Here is a 16,642-nt window from a genome sequence, read left to right on the forward strand (position 1 = left end):
TTCTGTGCTGTATTTTGCCATTAAAAAACTGACCTCCATTAGTTGATTTTTAAGTCCAACTTTTGGGGGTCAGTACAATAGGAATGAGAGGTTGTAATTTAATCTAGTTCCAACTTACCGGTATAAAGTTGCCAGTAGGTGCCTTTTTCTTTTATTAATTTGTCGTGGTTGCCACGTTCTATTATCCTGCCGTCTTCCATAACCATGATTACGTCAGAGTTTTGGATAGTTGAAAGCCTGTGGGCTATTACAATCGAAGTTGACCCTGTCATTAGCTTATCCATCGCTTCTGTAACATCTTTTTCTGTGGCAGTATCAATGGACGAGGTCGCTTCGTCAAGTATAAGCATTGGAGGTTCTGCGATAGCAGCCCTTGATATTGAAATCAGCTGGTTTTGTCCATCTGATAGGCTTGAGCCATCACCGTGGATTTCGGTGTCATATTTTTCTGGCAGTCTTTTTATAAAGGAATCTGCACCAGAAAGCCTAGCTGCAGCCTTGACTTCTTCATCGCTTGCCCTTAGTCTGCCATACTTGATATTGCCCTCAATTGTGTCTGTAAAGAGGTTTACTTCTTGGAGAACCATACCAAAAGCACGCCTTAGGGCATCTTTTTTAATATCTCTTATGTCAATTCCGTCGACCATTATAGAACCATTGTCAATTTCATAAAACCTGGTGATGACGTTGGTAATTGTAGTCTTTCCTGCTCCGGTTGAACCAACAAAGGCAATCTTTTCGCCAGGATTAGCGTAGAATGATATATCCTTTAATATTTGGTTTTTGCCGTCATAAGAAAAGTCTACATTCTTAAACTCAAGTCTACCTTCAAGCATCTTGTAGTGTTTCCTATCGCCATCATCCCACATCCAAGCATAGCGGCCTGTTAGGGCGTCACATTCTGTCACAGATCCATCGGCATTTTCCACAGCGTGGACTAGTTCGATAAAACCAGTGTCTTTTTGTATTGGCATATCAATTATTTCAAAAATCCTATCAGCCCCTGCCATAGCTTGGAAAACTGCGTTGGCCTGTTGGCTAACATTCACAATAGGATTTTGAATTTGCCTAATATTTGATAAAAAGGCTGCCAAAACTCCCACAGTCATATCTCCCTGGATTGTCAAATAGACTCCATAAACTGTAATAGCAGCATAGAGAATATTTACCATATTTAGCAAGAATGGCATCATCCTACCAGCATAGGTATTGGCACGGGTGAAGGCAATCCTCACCTCTTCAGTCTTATTTCTAAAAGTGTCGAGGATTTTTTCTTCTCTTGAAAAAACTTTTACAACTTTTTGTCCAGACAAAGTTTCCTCAGAAAATCCTTGCAAACTTGAAATATATCCCTGGCCTTCCCTGAAGGATGTCGAAGACTTGTAGATAATCCTAGATAGGATTGGAATTAAGATTAATAGACCAAGAAGCATTGTAAGTGTCAGATTAAAACTTAATTTAAACATGACAAGTATTGTTCCCACAAGCATGATTGTGGCCCTTACAATGGTTGGGACTGTATTTGCCAAGGCCTGGCTTAGGACGTCTGTGTCGTTAGTAAACCTTGACATAATCTCACCGTGCTTGTTGGTGTCAAAAAATCCTATTGGCATTTTTTGTACTTTGTCAAAAAGTTCTACCCTGATATTCCTAATAGATCTTTCTCCAACCCTGACCATGAGCCTTGAATATATAAAGGAAGTAAGGGCGGAAACTGCGTAAATTGCCCCCATTTGTAGACTTGCCCTCTTTAAGCCTCCCACATCAGATTTTAAGATGTAGTTATCAATAATTGGCTGGAGCATATTTACTCCCCAAATCTGGGTGAGGGCTGACACTATTACGCAGACTACAATCAAAATCATCTGCCACCTATAAGCAAAAAGATAGGATAAGAACCTTACTATAGACGAAAATGAAACTTTTCTCCTATATGATTTGTCATTCATTTTGTAAGAATTATTCATTATCTCCACCTCCTTGCTCTTGTATATCAACGGTTTCCCTGTAGACCCTGTTGGTCTTATAAAGCTCGTCGTGAGATCCGATCGCTTCGATTTTGCCCTCGTTCATAACTATAATTCTGTCCACATATTTAAATGAAGATACTCTCTGGGAAATAATTATCTTTGTCAAATCCTTGTTGTATTTGTTAATGCCATCGATAATGGCTGTTTCTGTCTTGGTATCAACTGCAGATGTGGAGTTATCCATAATAAGGATTTTTGGCTTTTTAAGTAGTGCTCTGGCAATAGTTAGCCTTTGTTTTTGCCCACCAGAAACGCCTGTTCCGCCCTGGCCAAGGACTGATTCATAGCCATCATGGCGATTTCTTACAAAATCATCTGCCTGAGAAATCTTACTTGCAAGCTCAATTTCTTCCATAGAAGCCTCATCATCTCCCCACTTGAGGTTATCTGCAATAGATCCTGAAAATAGGGTATTTTTTTGAAGGACAATTGCCACATCATCTCTTAAGGTTTTTAGGTCATATTTTTCTACCGAATGTCCACCTACTTTTAGAGACCCTTCGCTTATATCATAGAGTCTTGGAATAAGCTGGACAAGTGTTGATTTTGATGATCCTGTTGGTCCCAAAATACCAATCGACTCCCCACTTTTGATGTGAAGATTAATGTCTTCAAGCTGGTAGGAATCTGAATCTTCCTCATATTTAAAGGAAACATTGTCAAAATCAATTGATCCGTCTTCTAATTTTAGGCCTTCGATTTTCTTATCATTATCCATAGAAGGCTTTCTGCTAATTACTTCAACAACCCTAGTAATACCAGGCGAAGCTGACATAAACATGGTTAAAACCATGGACATACCGATAAAGGCGCCTAGAAGCATGGTTGCGTACATATTAAATGCCACAAGGTCTCCAACTTGGAGCCTGCCTTCGATGATTTCAATCCCACCAAAATAGGTGATGCCCACAAAAGTTGCAAATAAAACTACATTGGCAAGGGGAAATACAAGAGACATTGGCCCCTGAGATCCATCTGCGTATTCAAACATCTTTTGGTTTTGGATGCCAAACTTGTCTAGTTCGTATTTTTTCCTAAAAAATGCTTTGATCACACGCATATTTTTAAGATTTTCCTCTACAACTAGGTTGAGCTTGTCATATTGGTAGCGGGCCTTCCTAAATTTTGGGATAGCATAGGTTGTTAGTCCCATCAAAAGGGCAAACAAAATTGGCACTGCTATCAAAAATATAAGAGACAATTTTAGGCTCGACTTAAGAGCCAAAACAAAGGCCACTATAGCCATTGCAACTGTCTTAATTACAAATCTGGTTGAAACAAACATTGAAAAAGTAATCTGTTGGGTATCAGACGACAACCTTGTCAAAAGCGAAGGGACCCCAAAATAATCTATATCTTCAAAAGAAAAGCGCTGGATATTTTCAAACTGGGCAAGCCTTGCATTACGGCCCATACCAGATGAGGCAATACCAGCATTCTTAGTTGCCTGCATACCACAAAACATGGTAATTAATGATAATACAACCATCAATAGTCCATATTTGATTGCAAGACCCAGATCTTGGCCCTTGACAGCTTCATTAAGGGTCATGCCCATAATGGCTGGAATAGCAAGCTCTAAGATGGTTTCAAGGCTGGTATAAATCCTCGAAATATTTCTATTTTTTTTAAATTCTCCCAAGTACCTTTTGATATAGGTAAAGGACTTGTAAAATTCCTTTATACTTTCCATTCATCCTCCTTCATAAAATCTTCTCTAATTGTGTCGTTAAGAAGTTTAAGGGCATTTTTAATCTCCCTTGCCTTCTCATCGCCCAATTTCTCGTACATCCTCTTATTTGATTGGCTAATCGGTTTTAATCTCTCATCCCTAATTTTTTCTCCCTTGTCGGTCAGGCTTAAAATCCTCATCCTCTTATCATTTTCGTCTGGAATAAGGTCAATCAGGCCATCTTCCTTGAGATTATTGATAATATTATTTACAGTCTGCTTGGGAGCCCCAAGTTTTTCTGCAATATCTTTTTGGTTAGGATTTGCCATATGGCCAATGTGGATAAGGATAATAGTCTCAAGATCACTTAGACCATAAAACTTTGCCCTTTCCCTATTAAGGCCATTTGCACACCTCAGCAAAGAAAAAATAGAGACCATTGGATCAAGTTCAAAATTCATAAATCCTCTTTCTCTAAAATAAATAAACAATTATTTGTAATTAATATTATAGTCTTATTTAGGACTATGTCAAGGAAGAAATATATTCCTAATCCCCCAGCCGCCGTCTCGACAGAAAAAGCAAGCCTGCACGGCTCTTGGAGGGCAATATTGCCCAAGCGGCCGAGAGCGGCAGACCACCTCGAAGCGTAGCGAGAGAAGCTTTGACGAGAGGCCTTATGAATAAATGACCTCTCATTTACCAGTTATCTCCCCCCAGGCTCGTCTTAACTTACATAGACAAAAAAAGACCGCAAGCCTTAGCTTACGATCTTTTAGTCTTAGTCTTCGTCTTTATTCTTTTTTTCTCTTGTAAAGAATAGTCCGACGCTTGATGCTGCCATCAATCCTAGGTAGATTTCGTAGTTTGTGAATACTCCTGTCCTAGGGTTGAAAGCTTCTTTTACTATAGCTTTTGTAGAAGCTATTCCGCTGGATACTTTCACTCCAACAGCATCGAAGACTTTTTCTGCTGTCTGTCCAATTTTTACGCCAGTTTGATTTAAAGTATCTTTAATCTTTTCCTGGTTTATTTCTGGAATTATACTTACAGTCTTATCGCCCTGTGTTGGGTTATCCTTATTGCTTGGCTTATCCTTATTGTCCGGATTATCCTTATTGTCCGGATTGTCCTTATTGTTTGGATTATCCTTATTGTCCGGATTGTCCTTATTGTCTGGATTATCCTTATTATCAGGATTGTCATTATTATCTGGATCATTAGGATTTGGTGTGCCAGGATCTGGGACGATAGTGCCTGGGTCAACTGGTCCTGGAGGATTTACTCCTGGATTTGGACAAGTTCCACATGGTTTGTATTTTGCAGTGATTACAGTCAATTTATTAGTAAATATATGACTTACCTGACTGCTTGCATCAAAGAATTTAAAGTTTTTGGCCTTATCTTCTGTTAGATGATCTTTATCTTCACCTTCTTCATACTTCCAGCCATTAAATTCATTGTCTTTTTTGCTTGCCCTGTCAGCTTCTGGGAGTTTTACTTCCTTATTCGGAACTACCCAGTAGATGTCCTCTTTTGGATTATCTGAACCTTCATCTCGCCTTACAATCACTTTTACATAATCATCTGGTTTTTCAGGTACCTTATCTCCAACTTGTTCAATCACATCATCATAGTAGTTTGCCTTGATATAGGTTAGGGCATCACTAAATAGATATTTTTTAGTGAAATCAAATACCTTATTTCCCTCAGTCCAGTTCTTAAATACGCCTGAATTTGGTTTAATTTCCATACCAGGTATTTGAACTTGTACTTCTGGGTTTACATAGTAAATTTCCTTATTAGGATTTTCATTCCTATCAGTAGGGTCAACTACTACTTGGACATAATTTGCTGGAGCATCTGGTCTCTCACTATCATCAGTAACTTTGATTAGGTTTCTGTAAATCCTAACATTAACTGGTACTTCTTTCACTATATTAGAGCCATCTGTCAACCTTATTTTGACAGTCACAGTTTTTTCTTTAAAGTTTTGACCTTCGTCAATTTCTTCTTCTCCAGTTATTCCATCTGGAACATCATCGATTTCAAAGTCAGTTTTTTCAATCTTTTGTTCATTACCTGAGCCATCTTTAACAGTTATAGCTGTGATGTAGTCTTTGTAATCAACCTTATCAAATTTTTTGCCTTGGTAGGTTACAATAGTATCGCTAACTCCAAATGGGGCTGGGCTTTGATATTTAATGTACTTGGCTTCGATAGTGGTTTCTTCTACAAATCTACCATCTAAAGGTCTATCCCATCCAGTAAATACCCATTTGCTTACACCTTTTTCTATAACAGCACCTGTTGGATAGTCTTTTTCTTCTATAGGTAGGGTAACTTTATTATCAGGATTTACCCAGAATGTCCTGGTGTAGTTTTCATTTGACTTATCGGTTGCTACTACCTTTACCTCAACATACTTATCAGGAACATTTGGTCTTTCTTGTCCTGGTTCTTGCTCAACTACGTCGTCTATCACCTTATAAGAAACTTCTACTTCCTTCTTTTCTCCGTTAGGGTAGGTCACAACTACAATTGTTTTGCCGTCTCCGACTTGGTCAGTTTTAGGCTCTGTTCCTTCCTTAAATCCATACATAGTTCCTGGTGGAAGGTTCTTCTTATTGTTTGGATCATTATCATCATAGTGATTTTTGATAAAATCTTTAGGATTTGGTTCTGAATACTTACCCTTATCTACATATATAACCTTTTTAGGTTCTGGTTTAATGTTTTCTCCAGCCTTATAGGTGGCTTTTATTGTAGTTACATTGTTTGTAAATTTATCTGTGATTTCATTATCATATGACTTTTTATTTTCTTCATCTACCCACTTATCAAAACTGTAAGAGGTTTTTACTCCATTATTATCTATCTTTGTCTTTCCATTTGGTTTTTGTACTGGAATAGTAACTTTAGCACCCTTCTTCACCCAGAAAGTTCTCTTAAAGTAGGTGTTGCTAGTAGCATCTTTAGTTGCATCTACAATTACTTCGACATAATCACCTGGCACAGGTGGTTTTTCCTTACCATACTGCTCAACGATATTGTCAGTAACTGTGATTGGCACTTCAACTACAACAGTCTTTCCACCTGGATATTCGATTTTAACCTTGGCAATGGTTTCGCCTTCCTTATTTACCTTTGGCTCTCCATCATCTGTATATTTTATCTTTGTGCCATCTGGTAGTGGATCGTTAGCACTTTCTGGTATATTTTCGATTAAATCCTTTGCTTCTGGAACAGTATCAATCGGAGTAATCACATCTTTTTTAGGCTTTGGAGCTGCTATCAAATTCTCGTAATTGACATTGTACTTAGCTGTGATCTCTGTATCTTGAGTAAAGGTCTTTTTGATAGGTTTATCTTTTTCGATAAATGGAGTGATTTCACCCGTTGTTACTTGCCAACCCTTGAAATTAAATGTATAATTTTTTCCTTTATATTCAACTTCTTTGCCGGTTGGATTAGTGCTAGGTAGGGTAACTTCCTTGGTTGGATTAACCCAATAAACTTTCTCTTCCCTAGTCTCTTCTGTTGCATTGTTTGTTGGTATAAGTTTTACTTGTACATAGCCATCTGGCTTTGGAACATTCTCACCATTAACATCAACAGATGGAATCACATCATCAAGTTCTTTGAATGTGAATTTTAAAGTTGCATCTTGATCATATATAGCTTCTTTATCTATTCTATCATCGTTCCAAGTTCCGCCTTTGGTAGTATAACCCAGGTCTGGCTTAAAGCTTATATTAGGATATAATTTTACTTTTTTAGTTGGGTTTACATAGTAGACTGTTTCTCCTTCTAACTTGCCGTGGTCTGAGTCAAGAGTTACTTTTACATAACCATTTGGTTTGTCAGAACCATCGGTATTTTTTTGAGGAATGATATCATGAAGAGCTTCATATTTAGCAGTAATTGTTATAGGATCTTGTCCTTTACTAGCATTTACTGTTAATGATCTATCCCAAGGATTATCAGGATTTTGCTTATATCCCACATTTGGAATTACCTTTGGAGCAGGAATATTTATATCTTTTCCTGGTCTAATCCAATATTCTTTGGTTCCATCTAAGTCCCCATTAGCACCTTTATCAAATATAACTTTCACAAAACCATCTACTTCTGTAGTAGATATGTCTCCTGGCTCGTTATAAAGGGCTGTAATAATTGTTTCGTCTTGATACTGGATAGCCTGGTCGATAGATGTATCCCATCTAGCAAATGTATATCCTGTCTTTTCAACTACTTTAGGGGCCTTATCCTTTAATACTATAGCCTTATTTGGATTTACAAAGAATACTGCTTTGGTAATCATAGATGTATTCTTAATCTTACCCTTATTAGTAGTATCAAAGGTGACCTTGATATAACCATCTGGCTTTTGCCTATCATCGTCAGCTGTCTTTTGGATTACATCATCAATAGGTGTATATTTGGCACTTACACTTAAGTCAGTTTTTATTTCAGCATTTTCTGCCTTATTCCAACCATCAGCTTTCCAACCAGTATCTGGTGTTACTATTGGCTTCTCTGTAATGTCAGCTAAAGTCTTGCCAGCTTTTGGATTTACATAATAAACAGTTTGTCCAGTTATAGATTTACCATGGTCGCCCTTGTCAAAAGTGACTCTTACATAGCCTTCTGGTTTGGCGTTTGTTGTTCCATCATTCTTTGTTGCTGGGATAATATCTTTAAGAGTTTTGAAAGAACCCTTAACTATTGTGTCCTCTGTATAGATATTTGGCTTAGTAGTATCTTTATTCCAAGATTCAAATTCATAGCCTGTCTCAGCTTGGGTTTTTGGTTGAGAAATAGTTACTTCTGTACTTGGTTTTACAAAGTAAGTCTTAGTTTCCCCATCAACAATTTTGCCGCCTGTGGCTGGTTTTATCTCAAATGTAACTGTCACATAGCCAGCTGGTTTTTCAGATTCATCTGTCTTTGTCTTTGGAATTACATCTTTGAGTCCATTAAAGGATCCTGTGATTGTTATATCCTTATCATAGACTGTAGGGATTGTTGCATCCTTATCCCAAGCTCCAAATTTAAAACCTGTGTTTGCCTTTGTTTTTGGTGGGTTTATTGTTAGGTATTCATTTGGTTTTACGTAGAATTTTGCAACCCCTTGAATTTCTCCCTTGGCTGCATCTTCAGTTTTAACTACAAATGTAACTTCCTTGTAGCCTTCTGGCTTAGTATTGTTATTTCCATTTTTATCTTTTTCTGGAATAACATTGTCAAGCTTTGTTGCCTTTGCTGTCACTACAATATCATCAGCTTCGATTTCAAGGCTATCTTCCTTATCCCATTTGTCAAACTTATAACCAGTTTCTTCTTTAATTTTTGGTTTTTTAAGGGCAGGATTTCCAAGTTTTATACCTGCATTTTTCTTGACATAGTAATATTTGACATTTTCTAATTTTAATCCATCTTCTGCCTTAAAGCTTACCCTCACATAAGTGTCATCTGGTCTTGATATAGGTTCATCTGGATTGTATGGAATTATATTTTTATCATCTGTCCATTGGGCTGTGGCAGTCCTAGCTTTTTTAAGTTCTACTAGGTCACCAGGTTGATATATCTTATCATCTCCATCTAGTTTCCAGCCTTTAAAGCTAGCATCTTTTTTACTTAATCCAGCTGCAGATGCAAGTCTTACCTTTGTGCCATAGCTCACTTCGATAGGTTCTGGTGGTGTTCCACTTCCTCCATTAGCATCATAGGTTAGAGTAATTTTTCCTGATTTGAATCTAGCTACATACTCTTTTTCAGTCTTAATTGGATTTGTTTTATCGAGTCTTTCATACCACTTATCAAATACATAGTTTGAATCTGGAATAGTCTTAGGAACCGCAATCTCTTTATCACGGTCTTTTACTGTATCAACAATCTTAACTCCTGCATCAGGATTTACAAAGTATGTTATTACTTCTTTATTGCCTTCGAGCTTGCCATTAGCATCTGCTCTAAAGGTAACTTTCACATAGCCTGCTGGTTTTTGATTTGTAGTTCCGTTATCATTTTTTTCTGGAATAATATTATTTGCATCATCATATTGTGCATTTATTACATATGTTGTAGCACCAGCATTAAATTTAACTGATAATGGCTTATCCCATTCTTTAAATTTATGACCAGGTTTAGGTGTAACATCAGGGGTTGGTAAAGTTATATCTTTACCAGGTTTAACCCAAAGATTTGTATTTCCTTTTAGGGTTCCTTTTGTATCATCTGTTCTAAATTCAACTTTGACATAGTCTGGTTTTTCTGTTGTGCTAATATCTTCTAAGTCATTATACAGAGCTGTGATTTTATCACCATTATCGTAAATAGTAGATTTACTTAAGTTTACGTCCCAGCCAGAGAATACATTTCCTGCATTTCCTTCAACTTTTGGTTCATATCCCTTTAATACAACAGCTGTATTTGGTTTTACAAAAACAACCTTTTGTGTTTCACTTGTACCTTTTATTTTTCCCTCAGTAGTTGTATCAAAGATAACCCTAATGTAATCTAGTGGTACCGTATTGAGTTGGCCTTGGTCATTTTTTTCAGGAATAACATCGTCAAAGTTTTTATATTTTGCAGTAACTGTTATGTCTTCTATTATAGCTTCACTATCAACCTTATCCCATTTTTCAAATTCATGACCTGTAGTAGGAGTAACTATTGGTTTTTCTGTAATATCAGCTAATGTTTTATTAGCCTTTGGATTTACATAGTAAACAGTTTGTCCAGTTATAGATTTACCATAGTCTCCCTTGTCAAAAGTGACTGTGACATAGCCTTCTGGTTTAGGATTTTTATTACCACTGCCATCATTTGATGGGATAATATCTTCAAGATTTTTGAAGTTTCCTTTAACTGTAGTGTCATCAACATATTTCTTAGGAGTTGTAACAGTATCTTGATCCCACTTTTCAAAGACGTAGCCTGTGTCAGCTTTGGTTTTTGGTTGTGGGATTGTTACTTCTTTAGCTGGATTTACATAGTAGACTGTAACTTCTTTATCTACAATCTTGCCGCCTGTGGCTGGATCAATTACAAATTCGACTTTCTTGTATCCAGCTGGTTTTTTATTTTCTGTACCATCTGGATTTGTCTTTGGAACTACATCTTTGAGTCCATTAAAGGATCCTGTGATTGTTGTATCCTTATCATAGACTGTAGGGATTGTTGCATCCTTATCCCAAGCACCAAATTCAAAACCTGTGTTGGCCTTTGTTGCTGGTGGATTGATTTTGACATACTCAGTTGGGTTTACATAGAATTTTACAACTCCATCTATAGATCCCTTGGCTTCGTCACCAGTTTTAACTACAAATGTAACTTCCTTGTAGCCTTCTGGTTTTTCATTTGGAGTTCCATCTTCTTTTTTCTCTGGAATAACATTTCCAAGCCCTGTAGCTTTAGCTGTTACTGTTATATCAGCTTGATCTATAGGAGTATCATCTCCCTTATCCCACTTAGCAAATTTATAGCCAGTGCTTGGTACAACTTCAGGATATCCCATCTTAGGATCAGATTTAATATCAGAAAGTTTTACACCTGAGTTTTTCTTGACATAGTAGTACTTAGGCTTTTCTAAAGTTAGACCCTTTTCCGCTTCAAATTTAACCCTCACATAACCTTCTGGTCTTGTAATTGGCTCATCTGGATCATATGGAATTATATATTTAACTTGGTCATATTTAGCTGAAATTGTTGTTTCATTTATAAATTGTGCCTTGATTGAATCTGTCCAAGTTCTTTCTGGATTTTCATCTGATTTCCATCCATTAAAGGTCCAGGCTTTTTGTTTACCGTCAACTATCTCAGTCTTGCCTGTTGGATTTACAATAGGTAGGCTTACTTCGATTTCTGGGTTGACCCAGAAAGTTCTTTCAAATTTACTTTCATTGCTAGCTTTTTCAGTACCGTCCTCTTTTGTTGTTACAATTACTTTAACAAAGTTTGCTGGTACATCTGGTTTCTTACTTGGATCTGTTTGTTCTACTACATCTTCAGAAAAGCTTGGGGATATGACAGTATCTTCTATAAACTTATGACGTTTAGCAAAGTCAAACTTACCTTTTTCTTTGCTTTCTTCATTTTGTGCTTCCTTATCAGCTGTCCAATTTGTAAAGCCTAGTTTTTTAGCATCTTTAGATATATCTATCTTTGGTATATTCACCCATGCCTTTGGATTTACATAGTAGACTTTAGAATCCTTATTGCCAGGCTTGCCTGACGGATTTACTGTTACTTTTACATAGGACCCTGTAATATCCTTTAAACCTCCATCTTTAGCGTCTAGCTTTTCAGCTTCTTTTAAGAATAGTGGTTTTTCGGTGCCAGTTAGGGCTTCGTAGACGTTTTTATAAACCTTCACAGGTATGTCAAGTTCCTTAGTATCTTTTTCATCCTTAAACTTAACTAAGGCCTTAAATTTAACTGTCCTTACTAGTTCATCTGTATCAGACTTATTAAGTTCCTCTAATTTTTTATCAATATCATCTTGTGTTAATTCTTTTGAAGGGTCGTTTTCATCTACAATTTTAACTTTAGTGCCAGCAGGTAGGTCTACTTCTTCATTGTTTTTATTTACCCACTTAATTTGTTTTTTAAGTTCTTCAATTGTAGGTGCAAAGTCATTTGTCCATTTACCTTGAGGATCTTTAAAGGCTTCTGTTCTAACAAGTTCTTTAACTACCAAGCCTGACCAATCAAAGTAGGCTTTGAAGGTATGCGCCTTATCTATTATGGTGTTTAGGTTTAAAGTAGGTTCATCGTCCCATTTTATGAAGTTTTTACCATCATCTGGAGTGATGTAGTACTTGCCTTCTTCTTTAGTTTCGTTTTCTTGTAGAGCTTTTGGTTCAGGTAGGTAATCCGATTTTAGTCCCTTGATTACATCGTAGTGGAGTTCTTTTACAGATTTTCCGTCCTTATCAGTAAAGGATCCACCCTTTTCTGCCTTATAGGTTACTCTCACATAACCTTTTGGTGGTTCTTTCTTTACATCAACTTCAATTACCCTTACGTCCTTATAATAGAAAACAATCTCATCAAAATTACTTTCATTGATACCTAAGAAGGCGCCTGTCTTATCATCATGATCAAAGAATAGTTGTTGTTGAGGTTTTGATACAAGTTTCCATCCAGGTATTTCTACAAAGTTTCTAGCATCAAAATCACGCTTGCCGTTTTCTACGTTATCCTTGCTTATTATAGAATAAGGTTCTATAAATTTTTGGAAAGCTTCTCTATTAGATTTTTGTATATTTTTATATTCTTCTGTTTTTTCATAATTATTAAGGTCATCACGGCCATTAACACTATTATATTTCCCTTGGGTTTCATTTTTAATAGTAGCTAATTTTTTCTCAACATCTTTCTTATATTTCTCATTTACATAATTAACCTTGTACTTTCTAGTCCTAAAAGGTCTGTAGAAGAAATGGAAGACATTGTTTTTAACCTTAGGATTATCAACTAGGTTTCCGCTGGAATCCTTGATTTTTTCTGGCTCAACTTTTATTTGTTGTCTGTATGAGTTTACCCTAGGATTATCCTTATCAAGTTCGGTATATTCCTCATAGGTCATAGAACCTTCTATTTCAGTAGTGTTTAGTTTCTTAAGTGCATCCCATTCATCTCTAGGAACAAGTATTCTTTCAGCATTTTGCCTGCTGCCTACTACTGCTAGGTAAGAGCCTATTCTTTTTTCTTCTAAAGTTTGAATATCCAATACCTTTTCTTCGTTATCTAATTCTTTATAATTTTCATCTAGGAAATGGTGGTAGGATTTCACATCGGTTGTTTCAGCTGGTATCCAGATGGCTTTAAGGTAAAGATTTGATACAACATCATTTCCAAAGGCGTAAAGTTCTGGAACTTTGTATTTATCATAGTAAGTTGTGTCAACTTCATTAGTTTCTATTCCATTTGAATCTTTTTTATACCTTACAAATTCCCATCCGAGGAAGTCGTATCCTTTTTTTGTAGGTGCTATAGGTTCTACAAGCTTTTGCCTTTGGATAACGGTAAAGTTTTGCTTGTCGCCATCATTGGCTTCTTTTTTAGCATAGGTATTTTTTTCTTCTTTACCTATGTCTCCTTCTTGTATTGTTTTGCGTTTTTGAGTTACTTTTGTTTCGTCAATTGAGCTTAGCTTTCCACCGTTCGGGTCGAAAGTTACCTTCCACTTGTAGTCTGGTTCGCCCCACTTAGCAAAGAGGTTGACTGGGTGGTTAGGCATTTTCTCGCCTGGGTTCTCCCAAATAAGCTTTGAACCGGCAGGGTCTAGTGCCCAGCCCTTAAAGACCATTTGGTCTGAAAGATTGTCTGGTCTCTTAACTTTTAATTTGCCATCTTTTGGATCTGTAAATATTAAATCAGTAAGCTTTAATTCTTGTAGCTTTTCTGGATTATCCAATAAGTTGGCAGGTTTGTCTGTATTGTAACTTTCTTTCGTATCCACATCAGGGCTTAGGGCCTTTAGTGGAAATTCGTAGAAAGTATCTATTGAGTTTGTTTTATTAAATTCACTATCGCCCTTAATCACTGATGGGTCGTTGTTAAACCTTAGTTGATACTTGTTACGAGTGTATTCAAACTTAAGGTAGCCATTTTTTTCAAATGGTTTAACTAAAGGTTCACCATCTTCATCAGTCAATGGATCGCCAAATTCATCAATATCGCTAAAGAAGAAATTAATAAATTTCATCTTGCCTAGAGGAAGTTCATCCCCCAACGCTGTATAGGTCTTAGTAGGGAATGGGGTTACTTCTGCACGCTCGTCGTTTTTATCATCTACGCCATCCGAATCAAGAAATTCCGCTGGTTCTTTATCTCCCTTACCAGTAAAACCTTGAACCTTAGGGTATTTAGGCCTATAAGATTCAGAATTGGTATCTGCCTTAAACCTGTATAGGTCGTAGCGAATAATTGTTTCACCCGGCTTAAAGCCGTCCATCCAAAAGTCCATGTGGTGAGGCATAGAGCCTTCGGCCTGATTTATACCAAAGGAAAGAATTTTATAATCGGACCAATTTAAATCTATGCTTGATCCATCACCCTTATCTATCTTTTTCGTATAGCCGCCCCACCTAATGTAGTTTGGCATGTCTAAGAACTCATCGGCATTTAACCTATAAGGAGGTGTATCTAAGTAACCTGGCCAATTTGGTGTATTATAGTTTGGTCCCCAGCCAAAGGATTGATAGCCAGGGGTAAAGCCCTTAGTTTGCATTGCGTCGTTTGGCCAGCCAAGCATTAGCTGGTTGAATCTCGCTTTGTAGTGGTAAGGATTGCCGGGACCGCCCTTCTTCACTACCTCGCCTTTAGCTTCATCATATCCCCAAATTTCAGGGTAGAAGGTATTTGCAGCAGGTTGAGCATTAGACTTCGTGAAGTATAGGTCATAGACTTGTCTATCGTAATAGATATTGTAAACAGTCTTACCTGTTGAATCAACAGACTTAACTAAACTTGGATCTCCAGGGTCCGCATTTTCTTTGCCTGTTAAATCTTTATTGTAAACATAGAACTTGTTTAGATAAAGATCATTCCCACGATTAAATCTTGCGCCGCCCCATATCTTATTTAGACGAGCTTGGTCTAGGTCTGGAAAGACGATGTCTTTTACAGGTTCATTGTCCAAGTCCGGTCTCGAACCTGTGTCTTTTTGTTTATAGACACGAGTGCCGATATAGTCGTATTTTTCTAGTCCTGCATCATCGGCGTGGTCTGCCTTTTCTGCCCAGAATTGGACAGCGTAGTCTGCCTTTTCTTTGTCCTTCCAAACTGCTGTGAAGGTAAGATTACTTGCTGGCATGATTAAATCATTATCAAGTTTTTCGTTAGCCCCGCCCGTTCCAACTGTAATTATTTCATTTGCCTTAAATTCTTTTCCAGCCTTTGTTTTTAAATCAACAGATGGCTTCCAGCCTTGGAATATTCCTCCGTCCTTCTTAGGTATTTCTGATTGCAAGATACTTGGAATTACCTGATTATAAAAAACAGTACGAGCTGGTATAGGTGTACCTTCACCAGTGTCGAAATTTATATTATAATGAGCAATTTTATACCTTAATTCAACATAAAAATCTTTAGAATTTTCAGGAACTTGGGTTGTAACATTTATTCTTTCTGGCTCATATCCTTTTATATCGTCTGCTGGTAGGGGTTGGATTTTTAAGCTAGTTCCAGTTAGGCCTTTTTGATAAGTTTCCCTAATTTCAGTCTCACCTTCTTTAGGACCAAACTTTGTTTTGTCTTTTATGTCTTGGAAGAGGTGTCTAACTTTAACTATACTTTCAGTTGGTTTATAAATATAATCCCAATTTGCCTTATATTCATATCCATTGCTTTCAGGGTTTCTTGCTTTCTTTCTACCTTCGATAGTCTTATTTTTAGCCTTATCTTTTATAAAGTCATAAGTGATAGGGGATATTGTTGTAGCACTAGTATAACCATCAAGTTCTGGATAATACACAGACTTATTTACTTTGTCCTTTTCCTCAACAGTTAGTGTTTTTCTTTTATCGCCTTCTTCATTTTTGTAGGTGTAATCTTCATCACCAACAGAAGCGATGTAAGGCTGGTAACTTGTGATTAAATCATCCCCACGTTTAACCTTAAAATCTGTCCTGATTGTGTATATCTTTGGTTGGTCAGGATTCTTTATAAGATCTGCTGATGTTTCATTTTCCTTAGGCTTGGCTGGTTCTACTGGTTGTGGAGAATTTATATAATCTCCTCTTGTATCTACACTTAGACCAGTCGCAAAAGCCGGGGCAATATTTGATGCCATCATGACTGTGGCTATCAAAAGTGCCATAAACTTTCTCATTTTTTTCATTTTATCCTCCTTTTTTTCACATCAGATTTATAATTATTTATTTCACTATTATAGATAGACATTTCTTATTTAATTATACATCATAAA

Annotated in this window: 4 protein-coding genes; all 4 read right to left on the bottom strand. The window is 36.9% G+C overall.

Going from position 1 to position 16,642, the window contains the following annotated elements:
- Positions 1 to 98: 98 nt before the first annotated feature.
- Entirely contained in the window at positions 99 to 1,967 is a 1,869-nt protein-coding gene (locus AC1EJ5_RS06805) for an ABC transporter ATP-binding protein (RefSeq protein WP_479815342.1), read from the bottom strand.
- On the bottom strand, positions 1,960 to 3,723 hold the full coding sequence (locus AC1EJ5_RS06810; protein ID WP_348937613.1) for an ABC transporter ATP-binding protein: 1,764 nt from the start codon (positions 3,721 to 3,723) through the stop codon (positions 1,960 to 1,962). Before AC1EJ5_RS06810 ends, AC1EJ5_RS06805 begins: the two co-directional genes overlap by 8 nt.
- Positions 3,711 to 4,163, bottom strand: coding sequence for a MarR family winged helix-turn-helix transcriptional regulator (locus AC1EJ5_RS06815; RefSeq protein ID WP_479815345.1), 453 nt, complete (start codon positions 4,161 to 4,163; stop codon positions 3,711 to 3,713). The genes AC1EJ5_RS06810 and AC1EJ5_RS06815 overlap by 13 nt, the downstream gene beginning before the upstream one ends.
- A gap of 320 nt (positions 4,164 to 4,483) precedes the next feature.
- A complete protein-coding gene (locus AC1EJ5_RS06820) occupies positions 4,484 to 16,555 on the bottom strand; it encodes an InlB B-repeat-containing protein (RefSeq protein WP_479815347.1) in 12,072 nt (4,023 codons plus the stop codon).
- Positions 16,556 to 16,642: the final 87 nt, after the last annotated feature.

It is taken from the genome of Anaerococcus sp. C0059F3, assembly GCF_056590475.1.